Annotated in this window: 20 protein-coding genes; 12 read left to right on the top strand and 8 right to left on the bottom strand. The window is 59.9% G+C overall.

What is annotated here, in order from left to right:
* Positions 1-15: 15 nt before the first annotated feature.
* Both BDE40_RS09260 and BDE40_RS09255 read left to right on the top strand, forming a co-directional pair.
* Positions 16-1059, top strand: coding sequence for an AbrB family transcriptional regulator (locus tag BDE40_RS09260; protein WP_134014293.1), 1044 nt, complete (start codon positions 16-18; stop codon positions 1057-1059).
* Positions 1056-1484 carry a YqaA family protein gene (locus BDE40_RS09255; RefSeq protein ID WP_246030403.1) on the top strand — a complete coding sequence of 143 codons (429 nt, stop codon included), beginning with the start codon at positions 1056-1058 and terminating at the stop codon, positions 1482-1484. Before BDE40_RS09260 ends, BDE40_RS09255 begins: the two co-directional genes overlap by 4 nt.
* On the opposite strand, the gene metG is transcribed toward BDE40_RS09255, so the two are convergent.
* Positions 1481-3199: a methionine--tRNA ligase gene (metG, locus tag BDE40_RS09250; protein WP_134014291.1), complete on the bottom strand. Its 1719-nt coding sequence runs from the start codon at positions 3197-3199 to the stop codon at positions 1481-1483. The two genes, BDE40_RS09255 and metG, sit on opposite strands and share 4 nt — an antisense overlap.
* A gap of 92 nt (positions 3200-3291) precedes the next feature.
* Positions 3292-4515 carry an MFS transporter gene (locus BDE40_RS09245; protein WP_134014290.1) on the bottom strand — a complete coding sequence of 408 codons (1224 nt, stop codon included), beginning with the start codon at positions 4513-4515 and terminating at the stop codon, positions 3292-3294.
* A gap of 161 nt (positions 4516-4676) precedes the next feature.
* Between BDE40_RS09245 and BDE40_RS09240 the strand changes: the two genes are divergently transcribed.
* On the top strand, positions 4677-5195 hold the full coding sequence (locus tag BDE40_RS09240; RefSeq protein WP_134014289.1) for a hypothetical protein: 519 nt from the start codon (positions 4677-4679) through the stop codon (positions 5193-5195).
* Here the strand turns inward: BDE40_RS09240 and BDE40_RS09235 are convergent.
* Positions 5192-5785, bottom strand: a complete 594-nt coding sequence (locus BDE40_RS09235) for a YceI family protein (protein ID WP_134014288.1) — start codon at positions 5783-5785, stop codon at positions 5192-5194. The genes BDE40_RS09240 and BDE40_RS09235 overlap by 4 nt on opposite strands.
* Before the next feature lie 159 nt (positions 5786-5944).
* Here BDE40_RS09235 and BDE40_RS09230 point away from each other — a divergent pair, with 159 nt between their 5' ends.
* The 5 genes from BDE40_RS09230 (at position 5945) to BDE40_RS09210 (ending at position 10726) form a co-directional block, all read left to right on the top strand.
* Positions 5945-6985, top strand: a complete 1041-nt coding sequence (locus BDE40_RS09230) for an aldo/keto reductase (protein ID WP_134014287.1) — start codon at positions 5945-5947, stop codon at positions 6983-6985.
* 132 nt (positions 6986-7117) lie between these two features.
* Complete coding sequence (gene bcoG / locus BDE40_RS09225) at positions 7118-8026, top strand: 3-dehydrocarnitine:acetyl-CoA trimethylamine transferase BcoG (RefSeq protein WP_134014286.1); 909 nt, start codon at positions 7118-7120, stop codon at positions 8024-8026.
* Positions 8023-8544: a lipocalin family protein gene (locus tag BDE40_RS09220; RefSeq protein ID WP_134014285.1), complete on the top strand. Its 522-nt coding sequence runs from the start codon at positions 8023-8025 to the stop codon at positions 8542-8544. The genes bcoG and BDE40_RS09220 overlap by 4 nt, the downstream gene beginning before the upstream one ends.
* Complete coding sequence (locus BDE40_RS09215) at positions 8541-9983, top strand: carnitine 3-dehydrogenase (RefSeq protein ID WP_134014284.1); 1443 nt, start codon at positions 8541-8543, stop codon at positions 9981-9983. Before BDE40_RS09220 ends, BDE40_RS09215 begins: the two co-directional genes overlap by 4 nt.
* A complete protein-coding gene (locus BDE40_RS09210; RefSeq protein ID WP_246030402.1) occupies positions 9980-10726 on the top strand; it encodes an SDR family oxidoreductase in 747 nt (248 codons plus the stop codon). Before BDE40_RS09215 ends, BDE40_RS09210 begins: the two co-directional genes overlap by 4 nt.
* 32 nt (positions 10727-10758) lie before the next feature.
* On the opposite strand, the gene BDE40_RS09205 is transcribed toward BDE40_RS09210, so the two are convergent.
* Complete coding sequence (locus tag BDE40_RS09205) at positions 10759-11637, bottom strand: helix-turn-helix domain-containing protein (protein WP_134014282.1); 879 nt, start codon at positions 11635-11637, stop codon at positions 10759-10761.
* 100 nt (positions 11638-11737) lie between these two features.
* Here BDE40_RS09205 and BDE40_RS09200 point away from each other — a divergent pair, with 100 nt between their 5' ends.
* From BDE40_RS09200 to BDE40_RS09185, 4 genes are all read left to right on the top strand, one after another.
* A complete protein-coding gene (locus BDE40_RS09200; RefSeq protein WP_134014281.1) occupies positions 11738-12649 on the top strand; it encodes a fatty acid desaturase in 912 nt (303 codons plus the stop codon).
* A 30-nt stretch (positions 12650-12679) separates the two neighbouring features.
* Positions 12680-13570, top strand: a complete 891-nt coding sequence (locus tag BDE40_RS09195) for a DMT family transporter (RefSeq protein WP_134014280.1) — start codon at positions 12680-12682, stop codon at positions 13568-13570.
* 12 nt (positions 13571-13582) lie between these two features.
* Positions 13583-13972 carry a rhodanese-like domain-containing protein gene (locus BDE40_RS09190; RefSeq protein WP_134014279.1) on the top strand — a complete coding sequence of 130 codons (390 nt, stop codon included), beginning with the start codon at positions 13583-13585 and terminating at the stop codon, positions 13970-13972.
* Between the two features lie 115 nt (positions 13973-14087).
* Positions 14088-14984 (top strand): AraC family transcriptional regulator, encoded by an 897-nt coding sequence (locus BDE40_RS09185; protein WP_134014278.1) that lies wholly within the window; start codon positions 14088-14090, stop codon positions 14982-14984.
* A 78-nt stretch (positions 14985-15062) separates the two neighbouring features.
* Here the strand turns inward: BDE40_RS09185 and BDE40_RS09180 are convergent, their stop codons facing one another.
* From BDE40_RS09180 to BDE40_RS09165, 4 genes are all read right to left on the bottom strand, one after another.
* Positions 15063-15362 carry a hypothetical protein gene (locus BDE40_RS09180; protein ID WP_134014277.1) on the bottom strand — a complete coding sequence of 100 codons (300 nt, stop codon included), beginning with the start codon at positions 15360-15362 and terminating at the stop codon, positions 15063-15065.
* 217 nt (positions 15363-15579) lie between these two features.
* On the bottom strand, positions 15580-15954 hold the full coding sequence (locus tag BDE40_RS09175) for a hypothetical protein (RefSeq protein ID WP_134014276.1): 375 nt from the start codon (positions 15952-15954) through the stop codon (positions 15580-15582).
* 19 nt (positions 15955-15973) lie between these two features.
* On the bottom strand, positions 15974-16402 hold the full coding sequence (locus BDE40_RS09170; protein ID WP_134014275.1) for an SH3 domain-containing protein: 429 nt from the start codon (positions 16400-16402) through the stop codon (positions 15974-15976).
* Positions 16403-16405: 3 nt separating this feature from the next.
* Positions 16406-17014 carry a TIGR02594 family protein gene (locus BDE40_RS09165; RefSeq protein ID WP_134014274.1) on the bottom strand — a complete coding sequence of 203 codons (609 nt, stop codon included), beginning with the start codon at positions 17012-17014 and terminating at the stop codon, positions 16406-16408.

Below are 17014 nucleotides of genomic sequence, written 5' to 3'. Positions count from 1 at the left end.
TGATAGCCAGTTCGTATGCTTACGCCGCCAACCTTGCCTGCCCTCGGGCTTTCGCTCGTCTCCCTTGCGGTCGGGGCCGCCGGGGCTGCGCTTGGATATCTGGTTCACCTGCCGCTTTATATGCTGACGGGTCCGGCAGTTCTGGTTTCGGTTTTATCGCTGCTCGGAATGCGGCTCGGAATCGCGCCCCTGCTGCGTGACATCGCGTTCCTGTTTATTGGCATCGGCATTGGCGCGGGCGTGAACGCGGAGGCCGCCGCCGCGATGTTGCGCTGGCCTTTGGCGTTTGTCGCCTTGGCCGTCATGCTGGTTATCGCCATGATCTTGTGCCGTGTATTGCTGGTGAAGGGGTTTGGTTTCGACCGCCTCAGCGCCGTTTTGGCATCCGCGCCGGGGCATCTGAGCTTTGTCATCGCATTGGGCGAGACCTATGGTGTTAACCTGACCCGCGTCACCGTCGCACAATCCGTGCGGGTGCTGCTGCTGACTTTGACCGTTCCCGCGTTGGCGGCGCTAATGGGGTTGGATATGTCCCAAGGCATGGCGCCAAGCGGTGATATTCTGGGCGTGGGCTACATTGCCGTATTGGTCGTGTTGTCGCTGATCACCGGTTGGGTGTTGGAGCGCCTACGGGTGCCGGCACCGCTTCTGATCGGTGCGATGCTGGTGTCATCAATCGGCCACCTGTCGGATCTCTCGCCCGGAGTGTTGGAGCCGAAAATCACCTTGGCGTGCCTCGTGCTGATGGGAACGCTCATCGGGTCGCGCTTCAGCGGGACCAGCCCGATGACACTGTTCCGCTATGCGGGCGGTGGTGTGGCGATTACTGCTCTAACCACAGTGCTGGCCATCGGGTTCGCGGTACCAGTGTCGATGTTTCTGGACATGCCCTTGCCCCACGTTCTTGTCGCGTTTGCACCGGGCGGGTTGGAGACGATGATCGTGATGGGGGCCGTTCTCGGGGCCAATCCGGGCTTCGTGGCGGCATGCCATGTGGGCCGCTTGGTGATCTTGAGCATTCTCATCCCGGTTATGGCGTCACGGGCGCGGGGCAGTTGATCGCGTATTTCGGGCTGTTCGCGTCGGCGTTGATTGCGGCGACGATCCTGCCCATGCAGTCGGAGGCCGTTCTGGTCGGATTGCTGGCAACGGGAGACTACCCTGTCACCGGTCTTTTAGCGGTCGCCACAGCTGGCAACGTGTTGGGGGCGGTGATCAACTGGGCTCTGGGACGCTTTTTACTGAGGTTCCGGGACCGGCGGTGGTTTCCGGTGTCGCAAGACCAGCTGACCCGTGCGGAAGCGTGGTATCATCGTTATGGCCGCTGGTCGCTGTTGGGAAGCTGGTTGCCGATTGTCGGCGATCCGCTGACCGTCGTCGCAGGTGTCCTGCGCGAGCCAATCGGCCCGTTTCTAGTGCTGGTCACCGTTGCAAAGTTCGGGCGCTACCTTGTGCTGGCGATGGCGACGCTCGCTTGGATTTAGTCGCGCACGCCTGAGAACTTCTCCGCCCATTCTTCGCGTTGATCGTCGGTGATCTTGGCAAACAGGACTTCCGGCACGGTAAATTCGTGGCCCACAGGCAGCGCACCCAGTGCAGCTTCCACGTCATCCGGCCAGCTCATATCCAGCGTGTTCATGCCCGACAGCATTTGCGCCGAAGCCGTTGGTATAAACGGCGCAGACAGCACCGCGTAAACGCGGATCAGGTTCAATGCCAAGCGGATTTGCGCGGCGGCTTGGTCGGGGTTTTCCTTGAAGGTCGTCCATGGAGCGACCTCTTGCAGGTATTCGTTGCCCGCCACCCAGATTGATCGCAGCTCCGCCGAAGATTTGCGCACATCCATCGCGGCCATGTGTCCCTCATAGGCGCGGATTTTGGTGGTGAGGTCGGCGATCAGCGCCTCCTCACGCGCGCCATATGCGCCGCCTTCCGGCACCGCAGGCCCGAACTTGGAGTTGCAGAACTTGGTGACGCGGGACACGAAGTTGCCCAGCACGTCGGCAAGGTCCTTGTTGACCGACGCTTGGAAGTTCTCCCATGTAAATTCAGAGTCTGACGTCTCCGGTGCATGGGACAGCAACCACCAGCGCCAGTAATCGGCGGGTAGGATGTCCAGGGCCTGATCCATGAACACGCCGCGCCCCTTCGAGGTCGAGAACTGGCCGCCGTCATAGTTCAGGTAGTTGAACGATTTGATGTAGTCGACCAGCTTCCACGGCTCGCCCGAGCCCATGATCGTGGCAGGGAAACTCAGCGTATGGAATGGCACGTTGTCCTTGCCCATGAATTGCACGTAGCGCACGTCGTCGGCACCCTTGTCGGTGCGCCACCAGCTTTCCCATGCGCTGTCGTCTAGACCACGCGCATCGGCCCATTCCTTGGTGGCCGCGATGTATTCAATGGGAGCGTCGAACCAGACATAGAAGACCTTGCCTTCCATGCCGGGCCAGTCGGTTTCACCATCCTTGACCGGCACGCCCCATTCCAGATCACGGGTGATCCCGCGGTCCCGTAGCCCGTCGCCATCATGCAGCCATTTCTTGGCGATCGATGTGGTCAGCACGGGCCAGTCGGTTTTGGAGTTGATCCAAGCGTCCAGCTGATCCTTCAGCTTGGACTGGCGCAGATACAGGTGCTTGGTCTCGCGTACTTCCAGATCGGTGGAGCCCGAGATAGCAGAACGCGGCTCGATCAGATCGGTCGGGTCCAACTGCTTTGTGCAGTTTTCGCACTGGTCGCCACGGGCGCTGTCATAGCCGCAATTGGGGCAGGTGCCTTCGATGTAGCGGTCTGGAAGAAAGCGGCCATCGGCGTTGGAATAGACCTGCTTCTCAGACACTTCCTCGATATAGCCTTCGGCTTTCAGGCGTCCCGCAAAGTGCTGGGTCAGCTTTCGATTCTGGGGACTGGAGGAGCGGCCAAAGTGGTCAAAAGACAGACCAAAGCGGTTGGCGATGTCGGCTTGGACGTCATACATTTCAGCGCAGAACTCGGCGACCGGCTTGCCCGCTTTCGCGGCGGCCAGCTCGGCCGGAGTGCCGTGCTCGTCGGTTGCGCAAATGAACATGACCTCGGCCCCGCGTGCGCGATTGTAGCGGGCGAAGAGATCCGCAGGCAGTTGCGAGCCCACAAGATTTCCGAGATGCTTGATCCCGTTGATATACGGAATGGCAGAGGTGATGAGGATACGGTTCATTTGGTCGTCCTTGGCCGGTGTCGGGTTGGTTTAGCCTAAGCCTGCGCGTCCTGCCAGTGACGGATTTTGAATATTTTTGCCAAGATGAAGACCTATTTGCGGTCTCTGTGTCGTCTCAGGAGCCGCCCGATGGTGAAGGAGGTGCGTGGCGCGTAGACATAAGTTGTGCGCTTCTTTGGTGTGGAGCGGGCGCGCATTCGGGTCAGACCGAAGACCACAAGGACAGCGTGCCCGACCGCCATCAGCATGAACAGGGCGGTGGGCCCGAATGCCTCCATCAGCTTTGACGCGCCAAGAGGCGAGGCGATGGCGCCGACCGCGTACCAGAACATCAAGGCTGCCGACAGCTCAACCCGCTCTTCGGAGGAGGCGAAATCATGGGCGTGGGCGGCGGCGACGGAGTAGATCGGGAAGGTGGTGAACCCGAAGACCGCAGCGCCCAGCAAAACCATGGTTGTACCGCCCGTGGCCGAGAACACGGTGAAAACGCTGGAGATGATGGCCGCGATGGAGAGCCAGATGAGCACCCATCGCCGGTCGTATTTGTCCGCCAGCCAGCCGGATGGGACTTGGGCCAGAGCGCCACCCGCGACGAAGGCGGCCAGAAAAATACCGATCTGGTCGGGCCGCAGACCAACCTCCTGGCCATAAACGGGACCGACCATCCGGAACGCGGCGCTGTTCAGCCCCGCCACAATGACCCCGGCCGCAGCCAGAGGGGAGCGGGTTATCGCCAGCATTGGACGCAGCCGCGGCGCGGAGGGGGTGTCAGGCGGGCGTGCGGTGGTCAGGGTCAAGGGGATAATCGAGGCGCAGCAGAGCAAGGCCAGCAGGTTGTAGGAGACGTAGGAGGCGGGCTCCAGAACGCCGATCATCAGTTGCGCGACCAGGGACGCCCCCATATCGACCGACCGGTAGGTGCCCATGGCGCGGCCACGCGTCTCGTTGGTGACTTTGGATTGAAGCCATGCCTCGATCACCGTGTAGCACCCTGCCACGCAAAGTCCGGAGGCAACGCGCATCAAGGCCCAGGCGTAGGGGTCGATGATCAGCATATGCGCCAGCAATCCGATGGCGCCCGTCGCCGTGAATGCTGCGAATGCGCGGGAATGCCCGACCGAGCCCATCGCGCGCGGCGCCCACCAGCAGCCAATGAAAAAGCCAAGGAAATGTGCCGAGCCGAGCAGGCCGACTTCGGATTTGGTGAAGTCCAATGTAAGCCCCGACAACGCGTCGAGGGGGCCAACCCCGCCAGAGGAAAGCTGCAACAGCACCACCGACAAAAACAGGGCGGCGAAAGAAATCATGAGGCGCATAGGACTGCCCTTTAGGTTGCCCTACGCTCGCCCTCCAGAGGACTGACCGCAAGTGATTTCGCGTCATATCCTTGTCACATGTGCGCAATACGTGCTGGATTGTGAACGGAAATTCCGGAATACTGACGTCATTATTTGAATTAATTTCCAAGAGGTCGAGCATGATTACCGCAAGACAATATGGCGCTATGATGCGCCAACAAGGGGTGCTTTGGCCCGCGCCGGCCATCGGCTCTGCTGACATGAAGATGCCGGAAGTTGCCATCCACAAGATTGGCGGACGGGGGTTGTCCAACGCTTTTGTGTTGGTGCGCAAAAACTGGGCGACGGTCTATGTGAACCCAGCCTATACCAGCTACCGCGCTGCGTTTGACGCGGTGATGCCGCGCAGCTCTGACGGGCAGGATGTCGACCATTTGCTGCCGCGCTCGAAGGGGGCAGGGGCGGATTTCCTTGCCTTGGGGCGGATCAGCGGGACGTCAAACCGCGGCTGGAACGACGACGATAGCCATCAGGCCATGGCGCAAAAGGTGCGCAACATGACGACGGGATCACCTCATGCGTTTTTGTCGCGTCTCACGGATATGGAGCGCGGCTGGGCTGTGGTGACAAGCTACATCCGCCCGCTTCGCGAATTGACCCAAAGCAATATGTCGCGGGTTGATCCAAAAGACCTTTAGGCCCGTCTCACGCGGGCGACGATGTCGAGGTCGATTTCGTCCGCGACCAGATCGGCAAAGCCTGCGGCCCCGAACGCCGCGCGGCTGATTCGGCCTTTCAGCTGAAAGCTGAGTTGGCTGAGATCGCCCGCCTGTGTGCCGGCTTGCCGGAACAATGCGGCCCGCAAAATAACCGTTTTGGTGATGCCTTTGATTGTCAGAAGGCCGTCAATCTCGGCGCCGTCCGACAGGCGCCCCTTGCCGTTCAAGCGGATCGCAGTCGAGCGAAACCGGATTGTGGGATGTGCTTTGGCGTCCAGCACCGACGCGGCCTTCAAGGCTTCGGTGGCGAAGATGAGTCCTGTTCTGGCCCCCCGCACGTCGACCTCCACATCAATCGAGGAGCGTTGAAGCGCATCGAAGTCAATCACCACTGACGCACGTTTAACCGGCATGCTGCCTTTGGAGGCTTGGCCGGATAGCCGGTAGATGAACCCCACGGTGGAGCGCCGCGCTTGCAGCGCATAGGGGACCGCAACTGCATGGGCCGCGTGGGCGAGCGGTATCATGGCAAGGGCTGTGGAGAAGGCGCGGCGGGTCAGCTGTGTCATCGGGTGTCCTGTATGATCGCCTCAGCATATACATGGCTTGAGATCGCATGGCGTCAATTCATCGTGACGGGTACGCGAGGGGATTTTGCGGTTGCCACCATTTCACAGCGAAGTAGGCTTCGCCCCCAGCCTCCGACCTTAATGACAGAGAAGCCCGACATGAAAAAAACCCGCCTTGGCCGCACCGACCTGATGGTCTCCCAATTTTGTCTTGGCTCCATGACTTGGGGCACACAAACCTCCGAGGCAGAGGGGCATCAGCAGATCGATGCCAGTCTGGATGCAGGGATCAACTTCATCGACACCGCCGAAGCTTATCCGGTAAACCCGATGAATAAGGAAAATGCGGGCAGAACCGAGGAAATCATTGGCAATTGGTTCGCCAAATCAGGGCGTCGCAATGATGTAGTGCTGGCGACCAAGGTGGCGGGTGCGGGCAATTATATTCGTGACGGAGAGGAAATTTCCTCCAAGACTATTCGCGAGGCTGTCGAAGGCTCGCTGAGGCGGCTGCAAACGGATGTGATCGACCTTTACCAGCTGCACTGGCCCAATCGGGGTAGCTACATGTTTCGCCAGAACTGGTCCTACGACCCGTCGGGGCAGGATCGTGCCGTCACGGTGGCCCATATGGAAGATGTGCTTGGCGCGCTTCAAGGACTGGTGGCAGAAGGCAAGATTCGCCATTTCGGTCTGAGCAACGAAAGCGCGTGGGGCACGATGATGTGGCTGCAAATCGCCGAGCGCATGGGTGCGCCGCGCGTGCAGAGTATCCAGAACGAATACTCGCTGCTCTGCCGTCTCTATGACACTGATCTGGCCGAGCTGGGTCATAATGAAGATGTCTCACTGCTGGCGTTCTCGCCCTTGGCTGTTGGGTTCCTGACGGGCAAATATCAAGGCGGTAAAATCCCCGAAGGATCGCGTATGTCGATCAACGAGAAGATGGGTGGGCGCGCATCGGACCGCGTGTTGGATGTGGCGCAAGTGTATCTGGACATCGCGGCAAAGCATGGGCTGGATCCGGTTCACATGTCGCTGGCGTGGTGTTGCCAGCGCCCGTTTCCGGTGATCCCGATCTTCGGCGCGACGACGATGGATCAGCTCAACCATATCATCGCGGGAAAGGGTTTGGTACTTGGTCAGGATGTGTTGGATGACATCACCGCCGCGCATAAAGCCAATCCGATGCCATACTAGGTGAGATCGGAGCCTCCGGCGGGAATATTTTAGCCAAGATGAAACTATGACGTATTCAGGCTACATCTGCGCGGAAATAAGCTTGCTAAGACCCACTTGGATGACGTCCGCTACACAAAAAGGGAGTATCTCATGCCGCTGGAAATGAACCGTGAGGTGTTTATCACCTGCGCTGTGACGGGCTCGGGCTCGACGCAGGACAAAAGCCCGCATGTACCACGCTCACCCAAGCAGATCGCCGACAGTGCGATTGCGGCGGCCAAGGCGGGGGCGGCGGTGGTTCATTGCCACGTGCGTGATCCAGAAAGCGGCACGCCGTCGCGGGATCTGAAGCTCTACCGCGAGGTCACCGACCGTATCCGCGATGCCGAAGTCGACGTGGTGCTGAACTTGACCGCAGGCATGGGTGGCGACATCGTTTTCGGTACCCCGAGTCCGCTTCCCACGCAGGCGGGGACCGACATGGTCAGCGCCGAAGAACGTGTGGCGCATGTGGCCGAGTGCCTGCCCGAGATTTGCACGCTCGACTGCGGCACCATGAACTTTGCCGAGGCCGACTACGTCATGACCAATACCCCCGGCATGTTGACTGCCATGGGTCGGATGATGACGGAGCTTGGTGTGAAGCCGGAGATCGAGGCGTTTGACACGGGACACCTTTGGTATGCCAAACAGTTGGTCAAAGACGGCGTGCTGGACAGCCCCGCCTTGGTGCAGCTGTGTATGGGCGTCCCGTGGGGCGCGCCGGACGATCTCAACACCTTCATGGCGATGGTTAACAACGTGCCCGACGATTGGACGTTCTCCGCCTTCGGGCTGGGCCGCAACCAGATGCCGCTGGCTGCCGCGAGCATCCTTGCAGGCGGAAACGTGCGGGTTGGCCTAGAGGACAACCTTATGCTGGATCGCGGCGTGCTGGCTACAAACGAGGCACTGGTCACCCGCGCCGTCGAGATAACCGAGCGGTTGGGTGCCAAGGTCATCGGGCCGGATGCTGTGCGTGAAAAGCTGGGGTTGGTGAAGCGGGCGCCGCGCGGGTGAAGCTTTGGCTGGTTGCATTGGTGATAATGGTGCTTGCTGCTTGCGAGCCGAAACCTGCATTCGTGCCAGATGGCTTTCGCGATACCAACATCCCGATCACATCCTCCACGCGGTTTAACCCTAAACGCTTTGCAGGCGATTGGCGGGTGATCGAAAGTTTTGAGCAAACTCCGCGCGAAGTCGCGATAAGTCGCGTGACCTTCCGACCCGAGGCGGGCGGGTATCGCTACATCCCACAAGCCGCAATTTCTCCGTTAGCGGCGGATGCGGAAGGAGCCGTGTGGCCGGTCTATCGCATCGGCCAATTTGGCAGGCTGTCACCCGAAGCAGGTGACCCGATCTGGGTGATCTGGGTCGACGAAGACCACCGTACGGCAGCCTTAGGCACACCGTCCGGTCGCTTTGGCATGATTATCAACCGTACGGAAAACCTGCGCTCGGACCGCCTGAAGGCGGCTCGCGAAATACTGGCCTTCAACGGCTACGACATCACCAAACTCAGAAAGGTGTCCCCATGACACAAATAGCAGCAATCCTTGGCGGCGGAGTTATCGGCGGAGGATGGGCCGCGCGGTTCCTGCTCATGGGTTGGGACGTGCGGGTGTTCGACCCCGACCCAGAGGCTGAACGCAAGATTAACGAAGTGCTCGCCAACGCACGGCGCTCGCTGCCGGGCCTGTCAGACACCGCTATGCCGGACGAGGGCCGTCTGAGTTTCCACGCCGATCTGGCCGAGGCCGTTGGCCCCGCCGACTGGATACAGGAAAGCGTGCCGGAGCGGCTGGAGATCAAGCACAAGGTCTTCGCCCAAGTGCAGGCGGCGTGCCGCGAAGACGCGATCATTGGCTCGTCCACCTCCGGCTTCAAGCCGTCCGAGTTGCAGGAAGGTGCTGCGCGCCCCGCGCAGATCGTGGTGACGCATCCGTTCAACCCCGTCTATCTGTTGCCACTGATCGAGCTGGTGCCTAGCCCAGCGAACGATGCCGCCACGGTGCAGAAGGCCAAGGATATCCTGACCTCCATCGGGTGCTTCCCGCTGCATGTTCGCAAGGAAATCGACGCCCATATCGCGGACCGTTTTCTGGAGGCCGTCTGGCGCGAGGCTTTGTGGCTTATAAAGGACGGCATCGCCACCACCGAAGAAATCGACGAGGCGATCCGCATGGGTTTTGGTTTACGCTGGGCGCAGATGGGGCTGTTCGAGACCTACCGCATTGCGGGCGGCGAGGCTGGGATGAAGCACTTTATCGAGCAGTTCGGCCCCTGTCTGTCGTGGCCATGGACCAAGCTGATGGATGTGCCGGAGCTGACGGACGAGCTGGTCGACCAGATCGCCAGCCAGTCTGATGCGCAATCGGGCAAGCACTCGATCCGCGAGCTGGAACGTATCCGCGACACGAACCTTGTCGCCATGATGCGCGCGCTGAAGGCACAGGACTGGGGGGCGGGGGCGGTGCTGAACCGTGCGCAACCCGCCAAGCCGGAACTGGAGGACAGCGCGCTGCCCATCGTCACTGTGCAACGCGCGGTGCCTTTGGACTGGACCGACTATAACGGCCACATGAACGAGGCGCGGTATTTGCAGGCGTTTGGCGACGCCACCGACCGCTTCATGGAGATGATCGGCTGTGACGGGGATTACATCGCGTCGGGCGGCAGCTACTTCACCGCCGAGACCCATATACGCCACCTTGACGAGGTTCATGCAGGTGCGAGCATTCGCGTCGAAACGCAGGTGCTGTTAGGGCAGGGCAAGAAGATGCATTTGTTCCACCGGATGTACGAAGGAGGAAGGCTATTGGCGACGGGAGAGCATATGCTGATCCATGTCTCGCTGGAGACCCGTCGCGCGTCGGAGCCATCGGTCGCTATTGCCACCAAGCTGGGCGAGATCGCGGCTTCCCATGCGTCACTACCCGCGCCGGAGGGTGCGGGCGCTGCCATAGGCAAGCGGTGAGGGTTCTGATCACCGCAGGCGGCTCGGGCATCGGCTTCGCCATGGGGCAGGCTTTTGCCGAGGCGGGGGCGCAGGTCTGGGTGACGGATCTGGACGTCAGTGCGGTGCCTGATGATTGGCGCTCCAGCACTGTGGATGCCAGCAGTGAGAGCGCCATGGCGGCCCTGTTCCAAGAGGTCGAAACCGCTTGGGGTGGGCTTGATGTGCTCTGTGCCAACGCAGGTATCGCGGGGCCGACGGCGGCGGTTGAAGACGTGGCGCTAAAGGACTGGAAGGCGTGCGTTTCCGTGAACCTCGAAGGCGCGTTTCTGGCGGCGAAATATGCGGCGCCATTGATGAAGTGGCAAGGCTCCGGCGCGATGGTGCTAACCTCTTCGACGGCGGGCATTTACGGCTACCCCAACCGTGCGCCGTATTCGGCGGCGAAGTGGGGGATCATCGGTTTGATGAAAACCTTGGCGATGGAGTTGGGGCCGCATGGCATCCGCGCCAACGCGATCTGTCCCGGCGCGGTCGAAGGTCCGCGGATGGAGGGCGTGTTGGCACGTGAAGCGGCCACTAAAGGCATGACCCGCGACGAGGTTTACGAGGGCTATGCCAAGGGCACCTCCATGCGCTCTTTCGTGGAGGCGCGTGACGTGGCGAACATGGCCGTGTTCCTTGGCTCCGACGCTGCGCGGCTGGTGTCAGGACAGGTCATTGCGGTGGACGGGCATACGGAGAACCCCGATCCCAAAGTGTGACAGGAACGGCCCCGTGCGTGGACGTTGCGACGCTATCTTGGGTTGTCTTGTTCTTTCACCGCATCAACGAGGCTTTGCAACAATTCCGGCATTTCGCGCGACGATAGCTCGGCCTCTCGCACCAGCCCGTCGAAGTGCAAGGTGATGGCTTGCACCCGTTCGCGGTCGCGGAAGGCAAGGTAGTTGCGGCCCAGATAGATCACCGCCAGCTTGGGGCCGAAGATGGTCACCGGCGCGGAATAGAGCTTGCGAGCATCGAAGGCGTAGAGCCTGAGCGTGGGATAAAGCTGGTCGTGGAGTTCCAGCAATCGGGCGAGTTGCGCGCGACGTATCTCAGTGGGTAGGCTAACGTAGTAACCGCAACCTTCCGCCATAGCGTGAAGCTCGTGCAATGGCACGGCGATCTCGTAATCCGAGCCTGCGCCGCGCATCCACGACAGCCGGTCCTCGGACGCGCCGATGGCCTGTGCCGTAGTGCGGCCCAGATGCGGCGTGTATTCCCATTCCAACAATTCGCGGGTCTTTAGCATATCGGGTAGTCCCGCTGGAACGTGGCGGATTTTGTAACCTGCGGCCTCGCGGTGCCATTCGAAGATTTGCTCATCAACCAGTGCGCGCGGTGCTTCTGTAAAAGTCAGAGTGGAGGCCATGAGGTCGGCGGCCAGTTCCGGCCGGTCGGTGAGACCCAGCAGCCAGTCCGCGGACACGCCCAGCACGCGGGCGCATTCGCCGACGACCTGCGCGTTGGGCAGGCGGGCGGTTTCCTGTTTGAGCAGTTGCGACACCGTCGAGCGGTCCACGCCGATGGCGCGGGCAAGGGCGCTTTGGGTGACGTCGCCAGCGTCCATTGCGGTGGCCAGTCGAGTGCGGAACAGCTCTGCGCGGTCTCGCTTGTCAAGAATTTCCATCATTTGGTGATTACTATCACCAATGCTGGATAATGTGAACTATCTACCGGATGCCCTAAAGTCGGCTGAGGCGTTAATCAGTGTGCAGGGGAAGGGTGCGTATATGAAATCAATCGCATTGCGGGTCGAGTGGCCCACGCTGGCTTTGTTGTTCACCACCTACGCTGTCTGGGCCGGGGCGGTGTTTTGGATTGCGGGGTGGTCGGTTCCTTTGGCTGTTGTGATCGCCGCGTTGGCCATTGCGCAGCAGTCGTCGTTACAGCACGAGGTCTTGCACGGCCACCCGCTGCGCTTGCAGTGGGTAAACGAGGCGATGGTGCGACCCTCGCTGAACCTTGCCGTTCCCTATGGCCGGTTCCGCGATACCCATCTGGCCCATCACCGCGATGCGAACCTGACCGACCCTTATGACGACCCCGAGAGCAACTTTCTGGCGGCTCGGGACTGGGCGGCGCTGCCTGCGTGGGCGAAGTTTGTTTGCTGCATAAACAACACGCTGGCGGGGCGTATATTGCTTGGGCCAGCGATCGGGCAATGGGCGTTCATGCGCGGTGACTTAAGAGCGCCGAGCCGTCGGACCGTGATGAGTTGGCTGGCACATATAGTTGCAACGGTGCCGATTGTCTGGCTGGTGATCCAGTCCCCAATGCCGCTATGGGCGTATTTGATAGCGGCTTATCTTGGCCTGTCGCTGCTGAAAATCCGCACCTTTCTGGAGCACCGCGCGCATGAGCAGAGCCGCGCGCGCTCGGTGATTGTCGAGGATCGCGGGCCATTGGCATTCTTGTTTCTAAACAACAACCTGCATGCCGTTCATCATATGTATCCGCGTGTGCCCTGGTATGATCTTCCTGCGCTCTACCGTAGTGGGAAGGACCGCTTTCTGGCGTGCAATGACAGCTATATCTATCCCTCTTACGGAGCGATCTTTGCGCGGCATCTTGTGCGGGCCAAGGACCCCGTAGAGCATCCCTTGATGCACCGCGCGCTGGACGACCGCACGCCGCCCGCGTAGACACGCCATACGTCGCAACTGGAGAGACCTATGGCCCTTTGGATATACGTCTCGATCTTCGCAGCTTTTATGCAAAACCTGCGGTTCATGTTGCAAAAGCACCTCAAGGCGACGAAGTTGTCGACCGGCGGGGCGACGTTCTCGCGGTTTCTGTTTTCCAGCCCGTTGGTGGCGCTTGGCATCTGGGCATATATGAGCGTGACCAATGCACCGTTTCCGGCCTTAAGCGGGAAATTCTGGGCCTATGCGCTGTCTGGCGGGATCGGCCAAATCCTTGCGACCGCCTGTGTCGTGGCGCTGTTTGCGGAGCGGAACTTTGCCGTGGGCATCGTGTTCAAGAAAACTGAAGTGGTGCTGACGGCTCTGTTGGGGCTGGTGGTACTGGGCGAGGGCGTTTCGAGCCTTGGCGTCGTGGCGATTGTCATCGGGTTCGCGGGCGTGGTGCTACTGTCGGACCCGCCGAAAGGCGGCGCGCGGTTTTTCAATAAGGCGGCAGGGTTTGGGCTTGGGTCAGGGCTATTGTTCGGGGTGTCGGCGGTGGGCTATCGCGGCGCGGCGCTGCAGATTGACAGCCCGGACGTAATTGTGCGGGCAGGCGTCAGTCTGGCCGTGGCCACCGCGTTCCAGACGCTGATCATGGCCGCGTGGCTCGCTTGGCGCGACAAGGGTGAGATCGGGCGCGTCGTAGCCTCGTGGCGGGTGTCCTCGCTGGTAGGGGTGACGTCGATGTGCGGCTCTTTCGGGTGGTTCGTGGCGTTCGCGTTGCAGAATGCGGCCTATGTGAAGGCGGTGGGGCAGGTGGAATTGGTGTTCACCTTTCTGGCGTCCTACTTCATCTTCAAGGAGCGCAGCACGCCCAAGGAACTGGCGGGGATCGCGTTGATCGTGGTCAGTATTCTGGTGCTGGTTGTAGCACTATAGAGAGGACGGAACATGGCATTGAAAGTATCGGCAGCGCAGATGGTGGAGCGTGCACGGGCGCGGATCGAGGAGGTCGAGACCGTGGACGCGATTGCCATGGTGGACGATCCGAATGTGGTGATCGTGGATTTGCGCGACGTGCGGGAGCGGCATCGTAGCGGCTATGTGCCGGGCAGCTTTCACTGCCCGCGCGGGATGGCGGAGTTCTGGGTGGACCCCCACAGCCCGTATTTCAAAGAGGTCTTTGCGCAGGACAAGAAATTCGTTTTCCACTGCGCGTCCGGCTGGCGGTCCGCGCTGACGGTGGCGACACTGAACGACATGGGTTTCGACGCGGCGCATTTGCGCGAGGGGTTTTCAATGTGGGAAGCGCAGGGCGGGCCGGTCCAGCGCGACTCGTAACGTACAGGGGTTCAACTTCCGGCGTTCACTTGTTTTTGAAATTCCCTCCCTTGACCATGAGGATGGCCATCCATATCTAAACCGAATAGTTCAATTTTGAGCCGAGGGAATTTAGATGGGCAAGCAAACCGAGCGATTTTGGCTAAATCCCGAGCTGGAAACAAAGACCCCAGCTTTGCTTGCGCATTCCAGCCTCGATGGGCTGTTGCGCTTTGAATACCGCGAAGACGAACCGGGCTCTTTGCCACCGCAGGTGCATGCGCATAACAGCCTGATCATTTCCGTACAGGACACGCCCATTCGGGTCATCGCGGATCGTGACGGGCGTACCGAGCGCTTCACCATGGAGGCGGGTCATATTGCTGTGGCACTGGCTGGATCGCTGACTGCCTGGCAATGGCTTGACCCTGCGAAGGTAATTATAATCCATGTGAACCCGACCGTAATGCGGCGCTTTGTGCAAACGGAGTTGAAAGTCGTGCCGAACGGGCATCGCTTTGAAAATACGATCTTTTTCTATGACGCTGACGTCAGACATGCCGCCGAGCGCATGAAGGACACTTTGGAGGCTGACGAGTTGGGCTCCAGCGTCGTGTTTGACGCCTTGGCGCGGATGTTTCTTGTGCTGATGGTCAAACGCTACTGCAAAAAAGACCACACCGACGTGGCATTTGACCAGCGCTTCGGCCCGGAGCAATACGCGCAGGTGGTCACTTTTGTTGAGGACCATCTGGCTGACAAGATAAATCCGGCGCAACTGGCCTCAGAGTTGGGAATGAGCGAGGCCGCGTTCTCGCGTAAATTCAAAGCCACGGTCGGCGAGACCCCCATGCGCTTTGTGACGCAAGTCCGCCTTGAGGTTGCGAGCCGCTTGTTGGGGGAAGGTGTGCAGTCGCTGGCGCAAATCGCCGCTCAGTGCGGCTTTGCCGATCAGGCGCATCTGTCACGCAGCTTCAAACAGCATCTGGGGGTTTCCCCCAGCCAGTTTCGCACGGACCACGCACACGCATAAATAAACCCCGGTTGATGTGAACCAACCGGGGTTTTTTCGACTGATCATTTACTACTTGCGTAGTGCTGGGGAGGGCGATCAGTCGTATGCGCCGATGAACATTTTTGCCAGTTCAGCGTTGGTGTAGGCGTCAGGGGATACGCCCATGTTTTTGGCTAGCTGCAAGTGACCTTGCGAGTTGCGGGTCGTTTGTGCAGGTGCTGCGATAACGATGCGATCATCGACATTGTCGCCGGACAGCTTTTCAACTGCGGTTGCTTGAGCAGCTTGGGATGCGCCGGAGCCCGCATGGATCATGCCGAATTTCTCGGCGGGTGTTTCTGCGAAAACGGGTGCAGCAGCGAGGGCGATGGCGGTTGTGAGAGTAAGAAGTTTCATAACTTTGCTTCCTTATTTCAGCGATTGTTGCGGTAGGCGACGTGCTGTCCCGCTGTTGATGATTTGAAGATAAGGGGTGCAGCGGCGCTTGCCTTGAACGGCAGCCGCAACGATTTGAACCAGAGCGTCAAAGTGATTTATATTGTGAGTTGGGTTGGCTTGGAGAGGCGCGTCGAGGGGGCTGTGCTCGTGTGCGGACCCTATGGCACTCATTGATCTAGTCGCCGTTCGGAAGTGGGCCGTAGTGACAAAGGAAGCGGGTTGCGACCCAGCCAGTTACCTTGGTTTGGGCGAACTCTGCTTCGGTCAGGAATACACCGTGCGAGGTATATAGAACACGGAACTGATGGATTTGCGCCCATGCGCCTTTGTTGCTGGTTTTTCCAGTTGTCGCCACCAACGTGTAAGGGCTCAGTTTTAGCACTTCGCCCGAATTTGATTGGGGTTTCCGTCGCAAGGAAAGATAGCTGTCGGGGCCTTCAAGTCCGCAAACCATCCAGCCACCAACACGGTTGGCCGCATCTCTGTCGGGATCTGTGCCGAAAGGCATAAGTTCGACCGCGAATGCAGTTGTGCCAGCGACGCTGAGCATCGCCGCAGCAAACCAAGCGCTACATTTCAAAGTCGCACAGGTAGCGCAAGCTGACCCATCCCGTGACTTCGGTTTTTGTCTGATCGACGATCTCAAGAAAGAATCCGTTGGTATCGACTCGATGGGAGACACTTTCGATTTCCACCCATTTCCCGTCCGAGCTGATCTTTCCGGTGAAATCGACGATGGAATAGTAGCGGGCTCTGTAGATTTCTTTGGCGTTGACCATCGGGGCAGTTCGCACCGACAGGGTAGAGCTGCGGTGCTTCATACCGCACACGGCTGCGCTGGTTTCATCAAGCGGGTGGGATTGCTTGGCCATAGCGCGCGTGATCGGGCCATTGAGGTAGACGTCGTTTTCGCCTACCTCCCGATTGCCGAGGTTCGAGGCGCTGGCGCATCCGGCGACAGCGATGGCCGTCAGTGTGATCGCAATCAAGTGACGCACAGGCTATTCCTCCGATCCGGCTGCCGTCGAAGTTCCGTTGTAAATCGGAAGTGTGCAACAGCTATGTGGATAGTCTTCGGGAACCATATACGCCGAAAAGACGCTTCGGGAGTATCTGGAAACCTGAAGCTTGTTGCGCTGGTTGCCACCGAGGCAGTGCAGAATTGTCGAGTCGTCTTTGTCTTGCCCCATGACAAAGGTGACGTGGCCGCCACCTTGCCGTGATTTGACTGCGATGGCGCCATAGATGGGCCGACCGATGCTGATTCCGCCGGGCCAGTAGCCCTCAGGATGAGAGGAGGGACGCCCCCAAGTCAGCGCGCGTTCGGGAACGGTCGAGATCGACTTTCCAGCTTTGTCCAACACATAGGCCACGAACGAGCCGCACCACGACGTATTGTCATCGCGACGGTGACCGTAGCGGTTCATACCCATGTAGCGCACAACGTCGGGGTTCTCTGTTGCACCTGAAATCTCCGCAACACCTTTCGCGTTTTCAGCAAGCGCGATCGGCATCCACGGCGGTGGCGGGCAACATGGAGCAGAGGCCTGACTTCCAGTGGCCCCTGTGGTCGGGCTTGCTGCGGGGTTGATCATGGTGGTTCCACACAT

Origin of the sequence: Litoreibacter halocynthiae (assembly GCF_004365635.1) — a bacterium.
Classification (GTDB): Bacteria; Pseudomonadota; Alphaproteobacteria; order Rhodobacterales; family Rhodobacteraceae; genus Litoreibacter; species Litoreibacter halocynthiae.
This window is presented reverse-complemented; position numbering and strand designations above follow the sequence as displayed.

Coding starts and splice junctions, on each gene's coding strand:
- BDE40_RS09190 (WP_134014279.1), top strand. CDS start 13,583: ATGGCATTGAAAGTATCGGCAGCGCAGATGGTGGAGCGTGCACGGGCG.
- BDE40_RS09175 (WP_134014276.1), bottom strand. CDS start 15,954: ATGCTCAGCGTCGCTGGCACAACTGCATTCGCGGTCGAACTTATGCCT.
- bcoG (WP_134014286.1), top strand. CDS start 7,118: ATGCCGCTGGAAATGAACCGTGAGGTGTTTATCACCTGCGCTGTGACG.
- BDE40_RS09205 (WP_134014282.1), bottom strand. CDS start 11,637: ATGATGGAAATTCTTGACAAGCGAGACCGCGCAGAGCTGTTCCGCACT.
- BDE40_RS09180 (WP_134014277.1), bottom strand. CDS start 15,362: ATGAAACTTCTTACTCTCACAACCGCCATCGCCCTCGCTGCTGCACCC.
- BDE40_RS09200 (WP_134014281.1), top strand. CDS start 11,738: ATGAAATCAATCGCATTGCGGGTCGAGTGGCCCACGCTGGCTTTGTTG.
- BDE40_RS09235 (WP_134014288.1), bottom strand. CDS start 5,785: ATGACACAGCTGACCCGCCGCGCCTTCTCCACAGCCCTTGCCATGATA.
- BDE40_RS09195 (WP_134014280.1), top strand. CDS start 12,680: ATGGCCCTTTGGATATACGTCTCGATCTTCGCAGCTTTTATGCAAAAC.
- BDE40_RS09185 (WP_134014278.1), top strand. CDS start 14,088: ATGGGCAAGCAAACCGAGCGATTTTGGCTAAATCCCGAGCTGGAAACA.
- metG (WP_134014291.1), bottom strand. CDS start 3,199: ATGAACCGTATCCTCATCACCTCTGCCATTCCGTATATCAACGGGATC.
- BDE40_RS09260 (WP_134014293.1), top strand. CDS start 16: ATGCTTACGCCGCCAACCTTGCCTGCCCTCGGGCTTTCGCTCGTCTCC.
- BDE40_RS09240 (WP_134014289.1), top strand. CDS start 4,677: ATGATTACCGCAAGACAATATGGCGCTATGATGCGCCAACAAGGGGTG.
- BDE40_RS09245 (WP_134014290.1), bottom strand. CDS start 4,515: ATGCGCCTCATGATTTCTTTCGCCGCCCTGTTTTTGTCGGTGGTGCTG.
- BDE40_RS09230 (WP_134014287.1), top strand. CDS start 5,945: ATGAAAAAAACCCGCCTTGGCCGCACCGACCTGATGGTCTCCCAATTT.
- BDE40_RS09165 (WP_134014274.1), bottom strand. CDS start 17,014: ATGTGTGGAACCACCATGATCAACCCCGCAGCAAGCCCGACCACAGGG.
- BDE40_RS09215 (WP_134014284.1), top strand. CDS start 8,541: ATGACACAAATAGCAGCAATCCTTGGCGGCGGAGTTATCGGCGGAGGA.